General features: G+C 44.7%; 11 protein-coding genes, 17 tRNA genes, 1 rRNA gene and 1 pseudogene. 5 read left to right on the top strand and 25 right to left on the bottom strand.

Annotated elements, in window-relative coordinates:
* Positions 1-286: 286 nt before the first annotated feature.
* Together SLU01_RS05170 and SLU01_RS05165 are read right to left on the bottom strand one after the other, a co-directional pair.
* Complete coding sequence (locus SLU01_RS05170; RefSeq protein WP_147056016.1) at positions 287-2,038, bottom strand: ABC transporter ATP-binding protein; 1,752 nt, start codon at positions 2,036-2,038, stop codon at positions 287-289.
* Between the two features lies 1 nt (position 2,039).
* Positions 2,040-3,779, bottom strand: a complete 1,740-nt coding sequence (locus SLU01_RS05165) for an ABC transporter ATP-binding protein (RefSeq protein ID WP_147056015.1) — start codon at positions 3,777-3,779, stop codon at positions 2,040-2,042.
* 738 nt (positions 3,780-4,517) lie between these two features.
* On the opposite strand from SLU01_RS05165, the gene SLU01_RS05160 reads away from it, so the two are divergent.
* Entirely contained in the window at positions 4,518-5,849 is a 1,332-nt protein-coding gene (locus SLU01_RS05160; protein ID WP_174842617.1) for a hemolysin family protein, read from the top strand.
* Positions 5,850-5,902: 53 nt separating this feature from the next.
* Here the strand turns inward: SLU01_RS05160 and SLU01_RS05155 are convergent.
* Positions 5,903-7,447 (bottom strand): annotated as a pseudogene (locus SLU01_RS05155) (GNAT family N-acetyltransferase).
* Between the two features lie 131 nt (positions 7,448-7,578).
* On the opposite strand from SLU01_RS05155, the gene SLU01_RS05150 reads away from it, so the two are divergent.
* Genes SLU01_RS05150 through SLU01_RS05140 form a run of 3 tightly spaced genes read left to right on the top strand, consistent with a single transcriptional unit; the run spans position 7,579 to position 9,339 of the window.
* Complete coding sequence (locus SLU01_RS05150; RefSeq protein ID WP_147056013.1) at positions 7,579-8,004, top strand: disulfide oxidoreductase; 426 nt, start codon at positions 7,579-7,581, stop codon at positions 8,002-8,004.
* Between the two features lies 1 nt (position 8,005).
* Positions 8,006-8,485 (top strand): thioredoxin family protein, encoded by a 480-nt coding sequence (locus tag SLU01_RS05145; RefSeq protein WP_147056011.1) that lies wholly within the window; start codon positions 8,006-8,008, stop codon positions 8,483-8,485.
* An 11-nt stretch (positions 8,486-8,496) separates the two neighbouring features.
* Positions 8,497-9,339, top strand: a complete 843-nt coding sequence (locus SLU01_RS05140; protein ID WP_147056022.1) for an RluA family pseudouridine synthase — start codon at positions 8,497-8,499, stop codon at positions 9,337-9,339.
* Positions 9,340-9,372: 33 nt separating this feature from the next.
* Here SLU01_RS05140 and SLU01_RS05135 read toward each other — a convergent pair whose 3' ends face one another.
* From SLU01_RS05135 to queG, 4 genes are all read right to left on the bottom strand, one after another.
* Positions 9,373-10,308, bottom strand: coding sequence for a methyl-accepting chemotaxis protein (locus SLU01_RS05135; RefSeq protein WP_170232596.1), 936 nt, complete (start codon positions 10,306-10,308; stop codon positions 9,373-9,375).
* An 82-nt stretch (positions 10,309-10,390) separates the two neighbouring features.
* On the bottom strand, positions 10,391-11,224 hold the full coding sequence (locus tag SLU01_RS05130; RefSeq protein WP_170232595.1) for an aldo/keto reductase: 834 nt from the start codon (positions 11,222-11,224) through the stop codon (positions 10,391-10,393).
* A 316-nt stretch (positions 11,225-11,540) separates the two neighbouring features.
* Positions 11,541-12,014 (bottom strand): tRNA (uridine(34)/cytosine(34)/5-carboxymethylaminomethyluridine(34)-2'-O)-methyltransferase TrmL, encoded by a 474-nt coding sequence (gene trmL / locus SLU01_RS05125; RefSeq protein WP_147056009.1) that lies wholly within the window; start codon positions 12,012-12,014, stop codon positions 11,541-11,543.
* Position 12,015: 1 nt separating this feature from the next.
* On the bottom strand, positions 12,016-13,155 hold the full coding sequence (gene queG / locus SLU01_RS05120; RefSeq protein ID WP_147056007.1) for a tRNA epoxyqueuosine(34) reductase QueG: 1,140 nt from the start codon (positions 13,153-13,155) through the stop codon (positions 12,016-12,018).
* A 56-nt stretch (positions 13,156-13,211) separates the two neighbouring features.
* Here queG and SLU01_RS05115 point away from each other — a divergent pair, with 56 nt between their 5' ends.
* The gene (locus SLU01_RS05115) at positions 13,212-13,904 is read left to right on the top strand and encodes a B3/B4 domain-containing protein (protein ID WP_147056005.1); all 693 of its coding nucleotides are present in this window, start codon (positions 13,212-13,214) and stop codon (positions 13,902-13,904) included.
* 89 nt (positions 13,905-13,993) lie between these two features.
* Here SLU01_RS05115 and SLU01_RS05110 read toward each other — a convergent pair.
* The 18 genes from SLU01_RS05110 to rrf form a co-directional block, all read right to left on the bottom strand.
* Positions 13,994-14,074 (bottom strand) — tRNA-Leu (locus tag SLU01_RS05110).
* Between the two features lie 89 nt (positions 14,075-14,163).
* A tRNA-Leu gene (locus SLU01_RS05105) sits at positions 14,164-14,244 on the bottom strand.
* 34 nt (positions 14,245-14,278) lie between these two features.
* Positions 14,279-14,352, bottom strand: a tRNA-Cys gene (locus SLU01_RS05100).
* Between the two features lie 10 nt (positions 14,353-14,362).
* A tRNA-Gly gene (locus SLU01_RS05095) sits at positions 14,363-14,437 on the bottom strand.
* A 4-nt stretch (positions 14,438-14,441) separates the two neighbouring features.
* A tRNA-Gln gene (locus SLU01_RS05090) sits at positions 14,442-14,513 on the bottom strand.
* A 9-nt stretch (positions 14,514-14,522) separates the two neighbouring features.
* A tRNA-His gene (locus tag SLU01_RS05085) sits at positions 14,523-14,598 on the bottom strand.
* Positions 14,599-14,642: 44 nt separating this feature from the next.
* A tRNA-His gene (locus SLU01_RS05080) sits at positions 14,643-14,718 on the bottom strand.
* Between the two features lie 24 nt (positions 14,719-14,742).
* A tRNA-Trp gene (locus SLU01_RS05075) sits at positions 14,743-14,816 on the bottom strand.
* 6 nt (positions 14,817-14,822) lie between these two features.
* Positions 14,823-14,907: transfer RNA gene (locus SLU01_RS05070), tRNA-Tyr, on the bottom strand.
* A 7-nt stretch (positions 14,908-14,914) separates the two neighbouring features.
* A tRNA-Thr gene (locus tag SLU01_RS05065) sits at positions 14,915-14,990 on the bottom strand.
* A gap of 13 nt (positions 14,991-15,003) precedes the next feature.
* Positions 15,004-15,079, bottom strand: a tRNA-Phe gene (locus SLU01_RS05060).
* Between the two features lie 15 nt (positions 15,080-15,094).
* Positions 15,095-15,170: transfer RNA gene (locus SLU01_RS05055), tRNA-Asp, on the bottom strand.
* Positions 15,171-15,173: 3 nt separating this feature from the next.
* A tRNA-Met gene (locus tag SLU01_RS05050) sits at positions 15,174-15,248 on the bottom strand.
* A 166-nt stretch (positions 15,249-15,414) separates the two neighbouring features.
* Positions 15,415-15,490: transfer RNA gene (locus tag SLU01_RS05045), tRNA-Val, on the bottom strand.
* A 67-nt stretch (positions 15,491-15,557) separates the two neighbouring features.
* A tRNA-Glu gene (locus SLU01_RS05040) sits at positions 15,558-15,632 on the bottom strand.
* Positions 15,633-15,650: 18 nt separating this feature from the next.
* Positions 15,651-15,741, bottom strand: a tRNA-Ser gene (locus SLU01_RS05035).
* Positions 15,742-15,744: 3 nt separating this feature from the next.
* Positions 15,745-15,819: transfer RNA gene (locus SLU01_RS05030), tRNA-Asn, on the bottom strand.
* A 43-nt stretch (positions 15,820-15,862) separates the two neighbouring features.
* A 5S ribosomal RNA gene (gene rrf / locus SLU01_RS05025) occupies positions 15,863-15,978 on the bottom strand.
* Positions 15,979-16,077: the final 99 nt, after the last annotated feature.

Here is a 16,077-nt window from a genome sequence, read left to right as displayed (position 1 = left end):
GCGCAACGGCTCGTTTATTCCAGGAACGGCTCATCTTTCTCCCAACGGCTTATTTATATCTCGAGAATTTCGACAGCTAAGCCACTCGCTTTGGACGCGTAACCACTGACTTTGGACGCGCAGCCACTCACTTTGGACGCGTAACCACTCACTTTGGACGCGCGACCACTCACTTTGGACGCGCGACCACTCACTTTGGACGCGCAGCCACTCCCTTTGGACGTGCAACCATCAAAAATCAAAAAGGCTGTCACAGAAAGTAACTTTCTGGACAGCCCGCTATAGTTTACCCCGTTTTCGTTCCATTCCCCGCTTGCAATTTATACATCTGTGCATATTGACCGCCGAGCGCTAGCAACTCATCATGATTGCCTTGTTCGACGATTTCTCCACGGTCCAGCACTAATATCCGGTCCGCGTTCTTAATGGTCGACAAACGGTGGGCGATGATGAATGTCGTCCGCCCTTTTTTCAAGACGTCCATCGCATGCTGGATAATCTCCTCGGTTTCCGTATCGATATTCGACGTCGCTTCATCCAAAATAAGAATCGCCGGGTCGAAGGCAAGGGCACGCGCGAATGAAATCAACTGCCGCTGTCCGGAAGAAAGCGTGCTTCCTTTCTCCACAACCGGCTCGTCAATCCCGCCTGGCAAATGCTTCAACACTCGTTCCCCGCCAACTGCATCAAGCGCTTTCTGGACGCGTTCCCGTGAAATCCGTGAATCTCCCAAGCTAATATTCGACTCTACCGTGCCACTGAATAAATACGGATCCTGCAAGACGATTCCCATATGATCACGGATTGTTTGCCGCGACATTTCTCCGATGTTCATCCCATCAATCGTAATTTTCCCTTTCGACACGTCATAGAAGCGGAACAGCAAGTTCATGATGGAGCTTTTTCCAGATCCCGTATGGCCGACAAGCGCCACGGTCTCCCCTTGCTTCGCTTCAAATGAAATATCCTTTAACACGTATTCTTCATCTTTATAGGCAAACCACACATCTTCAAAACGGACATTTCCGCGGTAACGAGCAATTTTCTCATCACTGACCGCCTCCCCAGGACGATCCATCAGGCCAAAAACTCGTTCTGCCGCTACTAGTGAATGCTCGAGCCGCGCAAATTGGTTGACGACTCCCGTAATCGGGTTGAACAGCCGTGTAATATAATCGACGAATGCGTAGAGCATCCCGACTGAAACGATACTTTCTGCCGTAATCGACGCGCCGCCAAAATACCATATCAAAAAGACGAACGCCAATGAACGGATAATATCGACGAGGTTATGCGAAGTTGCAGCCTCGACTTTTAATAGCTTGCTTTGATACTTGAAATGCTCATCATTTATCGCATTGAATTCTCCATCCATCTGCTTTTCACGACGGAATGCTTGAATGATCGTCATCCCATTGATTGATTCATTGATCATCGCATTCATTTCACTGTTTTTGCTTCGGATAATGTGATTCACCTTAGCAGCGAATCTTCTATATAACTTCATCCAAACATACAAAACCGGCAGGACGAAAAGCGTGATGGCTCCCATTTTAGGATCCAAATAAAACAAGGCGATGAAAATTCCGAGCATATACATGCCACTGATGGCAAACTGCGAAACGACTGTCACGTATAGATTCCGAATCGCTTCCGTGTCATTCGTAATCCGCGCAACCACTTTCCCAGCAGGCAAATTATCAAAATAGCGGATCGGCAATGTTTGGATATGCGCATACAACTCATTCCGCATCTTCTGGATAATTCTGTTCGCCGCTTTTTGCAGCAATAAATATTGGAAATATCTTAGCACCGCTGTCACTATCGCAAGCCCGAAAAATACGGCTAACAACTTAGCGATCGGTGTAAAATTAATCGACTTGTCAATGGATGTTGCAATATGATCGTCAATGATCCTTTTCGCAATCATCGGCCCCATCAAATCCGCCGCCACAGCAAAGCCTAGAAGGACGAGCCCTGTAATTAAAAGCTTTTTATAATCAAGCGCATACTGAACTAAACGTTTTCCGGTACCCATCTTATTCAACCTCCCCAATCTGCTGGCGGTCGAATTGCTCTTTATACCATCCGTTCTTCGCAAGCAAGTCTTCATGTCGTCCTTCTTCAATGACACGCCCGTCGTCAAGTACGATGATCCAATCCGCATGTTGGATTGCAGAAAGGCGGTGTGTCGTAATGATCGTCGTTTTTCCTGAACGCTCCGATTGGATATTCTCAATGATCTTCGCTTCTGTCTTCGCATCGACCGCGGAAAGCGAGTCATCCAAGATTAGGATTTCAGGATTTTTCACGAGTGCACGTGCAATCGAAATCCGCTGCTTTTGGCCTCCCGATAACGCAACACCTTTTTCACCGACAAGTGTATCCAATCCTGCCGGCAACATTTGCAAATCTTTTTCAAAATAAGATAACCGAATGGATTCCGCAATATCATCTTCTGTTGCTTCTGGACGCCCGAACAGAATATTATCCCGGACAGACCGCGAGAAGAGCACATGATCTTGCGGTACATAGCCGATCCAATCACGAACTTGATCCTTCTTTAATGAGTGAAGAGCGATATCCGAGAAGACGATTTCTCCATCTCCCGCTGGATATTCACGCAATAACTGCTTGACGAAAGTCGTTTTCCCACTTCCAGTCTTTCCGACAATCCCCAGCGTCTGCCCGCGATCCAACTTCAGTTCAATATGATCCAAATTCACCGAATGTGACATTGGGTATGTGAAGCTGACATCATGGAATCCAACGCTTTCCGGTTGGTGAATATCAACAGTCTTATCAGGATCCTTTACGTCTTCTTCGTAATCCAATGTTTCCATAACTCGGTCAAGTGAAGCATTTCCTCGTTGTAAGACGTTAATTAATTCACCTATTGCAAACATCGGCCAGACGATCATGCCCAAGTAGACGTTGAACGTAACAAGATTCCCTAATGTAATATCTCCAGTAGAAACTAAAAATGCCCCGTACCCGAGACCAACCATATACGTCAAAGCTGTCAACACTTTCGAAAACGGCATGAATAAAGCATCGATCTTTTCGACATGCATATTTTTCTTGTACACATCTTCCGTCATATCCGCAAAACGTTGCTCCGTAGCACGCTCCTGCACGTAGGCACGGACGACGCGGACACCCGCCACTGCTTCAAGGACTTCATCATTCAAATCGCCAAAAGCCTGTTGCGCAGTCATATACCGTTCATGGATTTTCTTCCCTAAGTACTGCAGGATAAAAGCCAAAATAGGCAAAGGCAAAATGGCTGCCAACGTTAGCTTCCACGAGACGACGAATCCCATCGTGATGATGAGCGTCCCTAAATATGCAGTTGAGTCGACGAGCGTCATAATTCCAAAACCGGCCGTCTCTGATATGGCACGCAAATCATTTGTCGAACGGGCCATCAAATCGCCCGTCTTATTTTTTTCATAGAATGTCGGGGTCATTTTCAGGAAATGCCGCATAAGCCGTGTCCTCAATTGCCGTTCGATGACGTAAGCCCCGCCGAATAACTGATACTGCCATACGAAGTTCCCGACATACGCAAAAAGCATAATGAGTAACATCGCCCCGATGAAAAGCGCCAATAGATGCGATGTCATCGTTTGCGTATATATCGCGTCAATCGCCTGACCGATCAACCATGGAGGCAATATGACAAGTACATTCGCCACCATCAATAAGATAAGTGCAATTGTATACCTCTTGCGATTCTCTTTAAAAAACCATTTTAGTTTAAATAAAACAGAAAACATAATTCAACCTTCTTCCTCTTCTTTATCCAATACTATCCACTTTCTAGAGATTCCCTTTTTAATAGTTTTCTTTGCTGATTCATGATTTTCATCATCAGCGCCCCTTTCCTCGTTTTTATATATGTCACACGTAAAACGTGAAAACACCGAATTTTCTTTGTCAATAAAGACAAAAAAGCACACGCCTCCTAAGATAAGCGTGTGCTCATAATAAAGGAACGGCAAGACAAGCCGCCCTGGTTTTATTTCAATAGATTAGGAAAGAACAGTTCGGCACAGACATATGAGATTGTTGTTTGATAACATGCACTTTTTTCATTTTCCGCGCCTCCCTCACTATTTCGATTTTCGAATAATTCTACATTACACGGTCAATTTCCATTTGTCAATACATTTCGCGAATCGTTTTAATACGACTCGAAGGGGTATAGAGAGTATACGCAAATATTTACGAAAGTTTGTATTCATCAGCAGGAAGCATCTACATATAATAGAGTAATGGTTTGTATGTAATGCTTTCCGATACCCACGGCAAATAACATATATAATCAGCATGCCAGGACTCCTCTTCCTGGCTCTTTTTATTGAGCATGGGAGATTTAGATAGGTGAATCAGGTAAAACCATTTGTATTCTTCTTGTAAATAAATTATTATTGTCTTAACTAACTATTTTATCCTTACAGGAGGTGTACACTTTGTTCTACCCCTCATTCGGGCGCGGAACAAAGTAAACTTATTTGGAAATTGCCATACGATTGGCAGCCTTTGCTGCCTTGATCGCATTCACCGCATTTTTTGTGGCGAGTGAATTTGCAATAGTGAAAGTACGGACAACGAGGATCAATCAGCTCGTCGCGGAAGGTAATCGCAAGGCGGTAACTGCGAAGAAGATCATCAGCAATCTAGATGAATATTTATCGGCTTGTCAATTAGGGATCACCATAACAGCTTTAGGGCTAGGTATGTTAGGTGAACCGACTGTAAAATTGATATTGGAGCCGGTTTTTTCGCACTTGGATTTGGCGCCACATACCGCTACGATCCTTTCTTTCATAATCGCATTTACAATCGTAACTTTTTTACATGTCGTTGTAGGTGAGCTTGCTCCTAAGACGATTGCCATCCAGCGCGCTGAAGCCATCACTCTATCGACTGCCAAGCCGCTCATCTTATTCTACTTCATTATGTACCCTGTCATTAAAGGGATGAACGGTTCTGCACGTTTCATTACACGTCTTTTCGGCTTTAAGACGGTTTCAGAGTCAGAAGTGGCCCATTCAGAAGACGAATTAAGGATGATTTTGACAGATAGCCTGGAAGGCGGAGAAATCAACCAATCCGAATATAAATTCGTTAATAAGATATTCGAATTCGATGATCGTGTAGCTAAAGAGATCATGGTGCCCCGGACAGAAATGATGACGATTGAAAAGGATATGACATTGCGTGATGTGTTCGAGATGATAGGTGTCGAACAATTTACTAGATACCCTGTAACAGACGGGGATAAAGACCATGTCATCGGGTTGGTCAATATGAAGAACCTATTGACCGCATTCATCAAAGACCCGACTACCGGCGATCAACCGGTCAGCGAATACATGCAGCCGATTATCCGGGTTATTGAAACGATAGCAATCGGTGATCTACTTCTAAAAATACAGCGAGAACGGATCCACATGGCAATCCTCATGGATGAATACGGCGGAACTTCGGGACTCGTTACCATTGAAGATATTTTAGAAGAGATTGTCGGGGAGATCCAGGACGAGTTCGATATAGATGAAGTTCCTGAAGTACAGATGATTAATGAGAACCATTATATATTTGATGCAAAAATGTTAATTGAAAATGTCAATGAAGTTCTTAATATCGATATCGACGAGGAGGATATCGATACGATCGGTGGATGGTTCATGTCCGAACGTTTCGAAGCGGTGCCTGGTGAAAAGATTATCGAACAAGGATATGAATTCACCGTCAAGGATGTCGAAGGCCACCATATCCTTTACTTGGAGGCAATGAAGCATAAATCATCCGGTCCATCGGATATCCCGGTTGAATCATAAGAAACGAAAGCAAACGGCATCCCCACTCATAGGGATGCCGTTTTAATATGGTACTAATCTTTCTTGTATTCGACATGATAAACATCATGCCTACGGTCTTTCAACTGTTTGACCGTTCCATCTTGGCGCTGCCTTCTTAAAATTTCCAAATCGACATCCCCGATCAACACCATCTCCAAGTTCGCATTCGTCTCACCGACAATCCCGTCACGGGCAAACTCAAAATCCGATGGTGAAAAAATGGCCGACTGCGCATATTGAATATCCATATTTTCGGTTTGCGGCAAGTTGCCGACCGTTCCGGAAATGACTGTGTAAATCTGATTTTCAATCGCACGGGCTTGTGCACAATACCGTACTCGCAAATAGCCTTGGCGATCTTCCGTACAGAAAGGAGTGAAGATGATTTTTGCCCCTTTGTCCGTCGCTATTCGTGCAAGCTCCGGGAATTCGATGTCGTAACAGACCTGGATGGCAATTTTTCCACAGTCGGTATCGAACACTTGGACTTCATCGCCCTGGCTGATCCCCCACCACTTCCGTTCATTCGGAGTAATATGGATCTTGTATTGCTTCTCGATTGAGCCATCCCTTCTAAATAGATAGGCAATATTGTAAATCTCTTCATCCTCTTCCTCGACGAAATGGGAGCCTCCGATAATATTCACATTGTAGCGCACCGCAAGATTCGTGAACATTTCGATGTACTGCGGTGTATACTCTGCCATCTTCCGCACTGCCCTGCTCGGTGAAGGCTCGTCCAAGAAGGACATGAGCTGCGTCGTAAATATCTCAGGAAACACGACGAAATCAGAGTTCGCGTCTGATGCGACGTCAACAAAATACTCACATTGATTGGCCATCTCTTCAAAGCATGAAATCTTTCTCATCAAATATTGCACGACACAAATCCGAACGGGATAGCTTGTCTTATAATGACGCTTGGAAGTCGCCTTGTAATCAACGTTATTCCATTCCATCAACGTGGCATATCTTTTTGAAGCTTTGTCATCAGGCAAATAATTAGGATTGATTCGCATAAGCGTAAAATCATTTAATAATTGGAATGTCAGCACTGGATCATAGATTTTATGGCGGGTTACCGCCTCGACATATTCACGTGCAGACATTTCGTCAGCGAATCGATGATAATTCGGGATTCTTCCCCCGATGATGATCGATTTTAAATTCAATCGTTGCACAAGCTCTTTTCTCGCTTCATACAATCGCTGTCCGACCTTCATCCTCCGGTATTCCGGATGGACCATCACTTCAATGCCGTATAGATTGTATCCTTCAGGGTTATGGTTCGTAATATAGCCTTTCGCGGAAATATCGTCCTAGGAGTGGCGATCATCGTATTCGTCAAAATTAATGATCAAGCTTGAACAGGAACCGATGATCTCCCCATCCAGCTCGGCGACGAATTGCCCCTCAGGAAAGATGGACAGATGGCTTTTCAGATGCTCCTCCTCCCACGGATCCATGCCGGGGAAACAGACCTCTTGCATGTTCAATATCTTTTTGATGTCATCCTCTTTCATCTCGCGGATGATCATGCTCATTTCAAATGATGATAAATCAATTTCTTCAGTCATCCATAGTTCACCCTTTCTACATAATATGTACCCATAATAGACAATGAAAAGTCATGTGGTTCTGATTATTTTACATGAATACACCCACACCGTATAATCAAAGTGGAGTCTTAGAAACAGGAGTTGACGCAATGGACAAAAGGTTGGAGAATGGCCTTATTTTCATTTTCACTACTTCCCTCATCGCGACGCTTGGTTCCTTGTATTTTTCTGAAGTCCGAGGGTTTGAACCTTGCACGTTTTGCTGGTATCAGCGTATCCTTATGTATCCGATTGTCTTGATATCAGGGATTGCTTTATACCAAAAAAACGCTAAAATCGCTTTGACAACAGCAGTTTTTGCAATTGTGGGCGGTTCCATATCAATCTACCACTACGGACTACAAAAGTTAAGTTTCCTACAAGATGGCGCTCCCGCATGCGGGAATGTACCTTGCACAGGACAGTATGTGAATTATCTTGGATTCATCACGATACCGTTCATGGCATTGACGGCATTCGTGCTTATCCTCATTACAAGCCTTTTCTTATTAAAATGGCAGAAGGAGTCTAATTGATTTGAAAAAATTATTGGTTATCGGCGGTGTCATTATCGCCATCTTCGCACTTATCGTTGTTTTATCCAACCAATCCGACAAGGAAAAGATGAAAGACAATCCGTATGGAAAAGATGATTTGGAGAAATCGACGATCGCCCTTCTTGGCAATGAAAATTACAGCAATATCGTCCTTCCCGACGAATTATATGAAAAGGTCAGTTCAGGCGAGCCCGTTACCGCCTATTTCTTTCACCCCGAGTGCCAATATTGCATGGCGATGACACCTATCCTTATGCCGATTGCAAAAGAAGAGGGCATCGAAGTGAATCAATTCAATATGTTGGAATTCGGTAATGAATCGCAGCCATACGGAATCACTTCTTGGCCTGCCCTTGTTTATTATAAAGATGGAAAAGAAGTCCAACGCATAGTTGGTTTGCCTGAAGATGATCCTGAAGCAGCGATTCACGAGTTCTTTGATGCGTACGATGAAGAATGATGGAGGACAACATGACTTCTTTCCGCTATAAGACAAATCGTGACGCAGTAACCATTGAAGAACTTCTGCGGAATGAATGGCAAGCCGGTAAAAAAACCGTCCATCAAATGCGAATGGACAAAGCAGTTACCGATAGGTCGGGTGAACCGATTGACTGGCGGACTCCCCTGCCGACGGGCACAGATCTTATCTTTCATTTCAAAGATGCTTTGTCTTCTTACAAGCCCGACAAGATTGGAAGTGTCACAATTCTTTTTGAAGATGAACATATGATCGCCGCATTGAAACCTGCTGAAATCGCAACCCACCCTGATGGAGCTGACGAAGGCGGAACATTCATGAATGCGATCATGGCCCATGTAATTGAAAACGGCGGCCACTATGCGGAACATGTCCATCGCTTGGACAAAGGGACAGAAGGCATTGTACTTGTGGCGAAGCACCCAATTGCGAAAGCTCTCTTAGACCGTATGATTGAAGAACGAGCCATCACCCGCATTTACCACGCAGAAGTAGATGGGCGTGTGAAGCGTGTGAAAGGAACTCTTCAATATCCGATCGGCCGTGACCGCCATCATCCGACAAGGCGTAGAGTATCTCCGGGCGGACAAGACGCGGTCACTCGTTTTCAAGTGATCGAGCGTTCCGACGACTCGACACTTATCAAAGCAAGCCTAGAAACCGGCCGCACACATCAGATCCGCGTCCACTTCTCCCATATTGGGCATCCTGTCAAAGGAGATACATTGTATGGAGGAAGTGAAACAGCAGATGGGCATTATCGGTTGATTGCGAAGAAAGTTACATTTACACACCCTTTCACGTATGAACAAACGGATATTGAAATCGTATAAAAAACCGGAGAAGCTAATCTTCTCCGGTTTTCCTTATTTCGATAATTGATAAATGCCCTTTTCCAGACGCATATCCACTTCTTTTGCATCCTCAATATGTTCGATGATCAGTGCATGCGCTTCTGCAAATAGATTGCTGGCATCATGCAGTTCATGTTTCACTTCCTGAGATAGCTTTTTCTGTTCTTCAATCATTTCCTGTATGGCAGTGATGTCCACCTTGCTTTCTTCAACCGTTCCAAGAATCCGTTCAATCTTGGCGGCTGTTTCCATACTGACGGAAATGCCTTTTTCAACAAGTGCTGCGCTTTTCCGCGTCGCTTCCAATGCTTGTTCAATTTCCTCGCGTAGAGCGTTCGTTAACGTTTGGATATTCGCTGTGCTATCGGAAGTGCTTTCCGCCAATTTCCTCACTTCTTGCGCAACGACTGCAAATCCTTTTCCAGAATCCCCCGCACGTGCTGCTTCAATTGAAGCATTGAGTGCCAATAAGTTCGTTTGCGCAGCAATATCCTCGATGACACCTACAATGGATTGAATCTCAACGGATCTTTCACTTAGATTGGACATGTTTTTTTCAGAAGCTTGAATTTGGTTGCCCAAATCTTTTATCACTTCAGCTGTTCCATGCACTTCCTTTGTACCTTCCGAAGCTTCATCAACCATCCGCAGCGCTTTCTCTTCCAAGGAACGTCCTTTTTCGAATAGTTCACCCGACTTGTCGGAAGTCTTCTCACTCAATACACCGACAGCGTCAAATCTCTCTTCGATTTGGCTGACCGCGTCTCCAAGTATATTATGCTGCGAATTCACTTTTTCGTGTTGATTGACCGCTGCATTAAGTTCGTCCCGTAATTCCTGTAAACGCTTTTGTTCTTCTTCCTCTTTATGTGCATATTCCGATTTCAACCTGTCGATTTCAACCTGGAATGTATCTACGCTATCCGTTTTCCTTTTTGTTTTAAACAAGATGACTCCCCCTATCTCTTTCCACACATTATAGCATATTTTCTCACTTTTGTGAGTAAAGTCATAGGGACAAAATCACCAATTAAACCTCATCAAATTTTTCAGGGTTTGTACCTGTTCGTTCATCCTTATTCAACGCATCTACTTTCTTCATTTCATCAGACGTTAATTCAAAATCGTTCACGTCGATATTTGATTGGATGCGCTCAGGGGTAACCGATTTCGGTATGACGACCAACCCATTCTGCAAATGCCAACGGATAATAATTTGCGCAGCGGTTTTGCCATATTTCTCTCCGATTTCTTGCAAGAGGGCGTTGTCCAGAAGCCCGCCTCTGGCTAATGGCGACCAAGATGTTACGACCATACTACTATTCTCCTTGCAAAAGTCCCTAAGCGGCTCTTGTGTAAGGCGTGGATGCAATTCAATTTGATTCACCATCGGTTTCACATTGGCAACTTTAAATATCTCTTCCAAGTGGTGGATATGATGATTAGAGACACCTGTCGCGCGTATTAACTTTTCATCGTAAAGACGCTCAATCGCTCGATATGTATCCACATATTTCCCTGCAACCGGCCAATGTGTCAAATATAGATCTAAATAATCCATTCCGAGTCTTTCAAGGGTTGCCTCGAACGCTTTCAACGTTTCATCATAGCCCTGATCGGTATTCCATACTTTTGAGGTGATGAAGAGTTGTTCCCTTGGAATACCTGATTGCCGAACTGCCTCTCCTGTCTCTTTTTCGTTCTCATAGATGGCAGCCGTATCGATGGCTTTGTAGCCAACTTCTAATGCATAAGATATCGCTCTTACTGTTTCTTCGGGATTCGTCATCTTATAGACACCTAAACCAAGCTGAGGCATTTCAACACCATTCGCGAGTGTGATTTTCCCATCAAAATTGCTCATTTTAACTCCCCCTTAACCTTGTTAGTTATTATTGTATCCGTTACTCTGCTGTTTTACGAATGTTGACGCTCCTTTGTTAATGAAAACGACACAAATTTTCAAGATCATCATTACAATCATTTTAGTTTTAGGGTATACTATGAAGAGGACTAATGATTTTACAGGAGGTACATCCGATGAAACTTATCCTTATCATGGGCGTATGCTTCGCATTCCTTTCTGCAATTCTTACAGGTGGATACGAAGACAAGCCAGGTAAAGTAAAAAAATAAGAAATTGAAAACGGGACATGCCTGAGTGGCTGTCCCGTTTTTATTTATACAAGATCTAAGAATGATTGTTGTCTCAATGCTTCATATATTAAGATGGCTGCTGTGTTTGATAAGTTCAGCGACCGTATATTGTCATTCATCGGTATGCGTAAACAAGTCTCTTTATTGCTCTCAATTACTTCATCCGGTAATCCAGTCGTCTCTTTACCGAAAACGAAGAATACATCCTTCGTTTGGTCTGAAAAGTCAAAGTTGGAATACGTCTTTTCCCCAAACTTTGTGATGAAGTAAAACGCAGCATCTGGAAATGCATCGAAAAACTCCTGAATTCCCTCATGATATGTGATATCGACATATTGCCAATAATCAAGCCCAGCACGTTTCAACATTTTATCATCTGTCGAGAAGCCAAGTGGCTTAATTAAATGCAACTTCGTCCCTGTCCCGGCACATGTACGTGCAATATTTCCAGTATTCGCTGGAATCAATGGTTCAAATAATGCGACATGTATCGCCATTTCAGCACTTCCTTTGATTAGTCTCCAAAACTTTTTCCATTTCCATCCGGACTTCCGGATCCTCTTCTTGCAAAATCGCCCTTTCAATAGCAGCTTTGCCCTCACTCGAGCCGATTTCGCCAAGTGCCCACGCAATCGTTCCTCGGATGACCGGCCGCGGATCCTTCACTAAGAGTTCAGCTAATACCGGCACAGACGATTCATCCTTGAAATGAGCAAGCGCCAGTATGGCATTCCGCTGAATCGGATTCTTGCCCCTCCATGACCCTGACATATGTCCGTAAGTTTCTTTAAATTCCCGATTTGATAAATTTAACATCGGCACTAAGAGAGGTTTTGTCAATTCAGGTTCCGGTTCGAATGAAGGTTGATGCAAATTATACTTACCTTTATTTTTCGGGCAAACGGTCTGACAAGTATCGCACCCATATACCCGGTTGCCAATTTTAGCCCTGAACTCTTCAGGTATCGGTTTTTTGGACTGTGTTAAAAATGCAATACAGCGCTGAGCATTAAGCTGACCGCCTTGAATCAAAGCACCGGTCGGACATGCATCCAAACAAAGTGTGCAATCTCCGCATTGATCCTCCATCGGAATGTCCGGTTCAAAGGGAATATTCGTAATCATTTCACCTAAATAGACATAGGATCCGAATTCCGGCGTAATAATTGAACAGTTTTTAGCAGACCATCCGATGCCTGCTCTTTGTGCGACAGCTCGATCGACAAGTTCCCCTGTGTCGACCATTGACCGCATTTTAGCATCGGGGAGCCATTCAGAAATATACTCTTCCAGTAGTTGCAGCTTCTCTCGCAAAACATGATGATAATCCATGCCCCAGGAAGCTCTGCAGAAGATGCCACGTCGTTCCCCCCTCTTCCCTTTAGGTGAACCTTCCATTTTGGATGGATAAGCAATAGCGATAGACAGAATGCTTTCCGCGCGATCAAGTAAAAGCACTGGTTCGGTGCGCTTTTCAATATCGCTTTCTTCGAATCCCGATTGATATCCCAATTCCTGTTGGCGCCTTAAACGGTTCTTCAATTCTAGAAAGGGGGCCGCGGTCGTAAAGCCAATCTTATCGATGCCGATAGAAGCTGCATATTCTTTTATCGATTTTTGCAATTGAGCGACATTCACAACGTTCCGCCTCCTATTATGGTAAGATTGACAAAAAGATAGCAAAGGTGATTGGGATGAATATAGAAGTAGATAAGGAACTCTTTAAAATTGTACCCGACTTGAAATTAGGCATTAACCATTATACCAAAATTACAGTGTCAGAATCTCCCCAAATGCTAAAAGGGAGATTACAATTATTTCAAGAACAACTATTCTTTGAATTAGAGAAGAAGCCCTTCACGGATTTCCCTGGTTTACAAGCGTGGCGTAAGACGTGGAAAGCTTTCGGAGCTGATCCGAACCGCTACCGTCCGTCCGCTGAAGCGCTCTTTCGAAGGATCAAAAAACAAAACTACTTACAGCCGTTCCACAGTGCTGTAGATCTTAACACATTTTTCTCTTTGCAATATGAAATTCCAGTGGGCATATATGATCTCGATAAGATCGTCGGCAATGTCCAATTAACGGTAGGAGCAGAAGAGGATGGTTACGACGGATTGAATGGCCGTTCCAACTCACTTGAGAACATTTTATTGCTGAGGGACGATTATAGCCCCTTCGGGAGCCCATTCGTCGACTCGATACGGACAGCGGTAACTGAAGAAACGACAGACGCGCTACATGTCTTTTTCATCCGACCTTCCATGGGAACGGAAGAAGCCTTAAAACTGACTACTGCTTGCGGCAATATGTTTACGAGTATTAGTGGTGGAGAGTCAGCCTCTTATGTTGTATCCGCAGAACACCCATCTACTGGTTTGGAATAAGGGAATATAGAGGTAGAGTTCAACCTATGAAAAACGCTCCTTCCGTCTACACGGATAGGAGCGTTTTTCATTCAGCATTGAGCGTTGGATACCCAAGGCCGGACTTGAACCGGCACGCCTTGCGGCATCGCATTTTGAGTGCGACGTGTCTGCCATTCCACCACTTGGGCATAAGTATAACTTGCAGCCATACAAGACAAATCATAGGAAGATTGGAAAACAAAAAGATACAACAGAAGTTGTATCTTTTTAGCGTGGATACCCGAGGCCGGACTTGAACCGGCACGCCTCGCGGCATCGCATTTTGAGTGCGACGTGTCTGCCATTCCACCACTCGGGCATAATAATAACTTACATACAGCACACATAAATTTTGGAGGCGGCAACCGGAATCGAACCGGTGGTAAGGGTGTTGCAGACCCGTGCCTTACCGCTTGGCTATGCCGCCGTAAGAAAAGTGGAGCGGAAGACGGGATTCGAACCCGCGACCCCGACCTTGGCAAGGTCGTATTCTACCACTGAACTACTTCCGCGAAACTGGGGTAGCTGGATTCGAACCAACGAATGACGGAGTCAAAGTCCGTTGCCTTACCGCTTGGCTATACCCCAAAGAATGAATGGGGCGGACGAGGGGAATCGAACCCCCGAATGTCGGAACCACAATCCGATGCGTTAACCACTTCGCCACGACCGCCATAATATTATATGTTTGATAAGATTAGATAAGACTGCATAGAATGGGGCGGACGAGGGGAATCGAACCCCCGAGTGTCGGAACCACAATCCGATGCGTTAACCACTTCGCCACGACCGCCATAATATTGAAATAGAACAGAAATGGCAGGGGCAGTAGGAATCGAACCCACACCAAAGGTTTTGGAGACCTCTATTCTACCGTTAAACTATGCCCCTGTAAAATGGTGGTGGGGGACGGATTCGAACCGCCGAACCCGGAGGGAGCGGATTTACAGTCCGCCGCGTTTAGCCACTTCGCTACCCCACCAAGGGTATGGTGCCGGCGATAGGAGTCGAACCCACGACCTACTGATTACAAGTCAGTTGCTCTACCAACTGAGCTACACCGGCAACATTATTAAAATGGTGGCTCAGGACGGAATCGAACCGCCGACACAAGGATTTTCAGTCCTTTGCTCTACCGACTGAGCTACTGAGCCACATGAAATAAAGAATGGCGGTCCCGACCGGGATCGAACCGGCGATCTCCTGCGTGACAGGCAGGCATGTTAACCGCTACACCACGGGACCATTTGGTTGCGGGGGCAGGATTTGAACCTGCGACCTTCGGGTTATGAGCCCGACGAGCTACCACTGCTCCACCCCGCGATAATTTTATTCGTAAGATTTTTATATCCCACGCTTACTGCTTTGTTTTAGGACTTAGTTATAATTTCCTTTTAGGAAATTATACAAATCGCATTCTGCGTGATGCGACTTGCTCCACCCCGCGATAATGTTATTCGTAAGATTGAAGTATCCTACTTATAATAGATGGTGGAGGATGACGGGTTCGAACCGCCGACCCCCTGCTTGTAAGGCAGGTGCTCTCCCAGCTGAGCTAATCCTCCGTGTTAAAATTGCTTCCTTGTTCTGCTCGCTTCTCCCCATTTTAACGGGAGATGCATTAGTAGAAAATGGTGACCCCTACGGGATTCGAACCCGTGTTACCGCCGTGAAAGGGCGGTGTCTTAACCGCTTGACCAAGGGGCCATCTATAGATAATGAAACTGGCGGAGAGCAAGGGATTTGAACCCTTGATACGCGGTTAGCGTATACACGATTTCCAATCGTGCTCCTTCGGCCACTCGGACAGCTCTCCAATTGGCTCCGCAGGTAGGACTCGAACCTACGACCGATCGGTTAACAGCCGATTGCTCTACCACTGAGCTACTGCGGAATAATACTGTAATCAAACTTACTAAGTCATTTTAGGAATGACAGCCCAGCGACGTCTTACTCTCACAGGGGGAAGCCCCCTACTACCATCAGCGCTGAAGAGCTTAACTTCCGTGTTCGGTATGGGAACGGGTGTGACCTCTTCGCCATCATCACTGGACTATTTTTCACAAGACAAGATTTATTATATCAAATCTGGTGAATATTGCAAGCGTTTTTTCAAAATAAATAATTTTGTTCGCTCAAAACCGGATAAAAT

The sequence above is a fragment of the Sporosarcina luteola genome, from assembly GCF_007991495.1.
GTDB lineage: Bacteria > Bacillota > Bacilli > Bacillales_A > Planococcaceae > Sporosarcina > Sporosarcina luteola.
This window is presented reverse-complemented; position numbering and strand designations above follow the sequence as displayed.

What these genes read in the sequence shown, in the direction of transcription:
- SLU01_RS05150 (WP_147056013.1), top strand. Translation starts at nt 7,579, where the DNA reads ATGGACAAAAGGTTGGAGAATGGCCTTATTTTCATTTTCACTACTTCC.
- SLU01_RS05115 (WP_147056005.1), top strand. Translation starts at nt 13,212, where the DNA reads ATGAATATAGAAGTAGATAAGGAACTCTTTAAAATTGTACCCGACTTG.
- trmL (WP_147056009.1), bottom strand. Translation starts at nt 12,014, where the DNA reads ATGGCGATACATGTCGCATTATTTGAACCATTGATTCCAGCGAATACT.
- SLU01_RS05130 (WP_170232595.1), bottom strand. Translation starts at nt 11,224, where the DNA reads ATGAGCAATTTTGATGGGAAAATCACACTCGCGAATGGTGTTGAAATG.
- SLU01_RS05170 (WP_147056016.1), bottom strand. Translation starts at nt 2,038, where the DNA reads ATGGGTACCGGAAAACGTTTAGTTCAGTATGCGCTTGATTATAAAAAG.
- SLU01_RS05165 (WP_147056015.1), bottom strand. Translation starts at nt 3,779, where the DNA reads ATGTTTTCTGTTTTATTTAAACTAAAATGGTTTTTTAAAGAGAATCGC.
- SLU01_RS05140 (WP_147056022.1), top strand. Translation starts at nt 8,497, where the DNA reads ATGACTTCTTTCCGCTATAAGACAAATCGTGACGCAGTAACCATTGAA.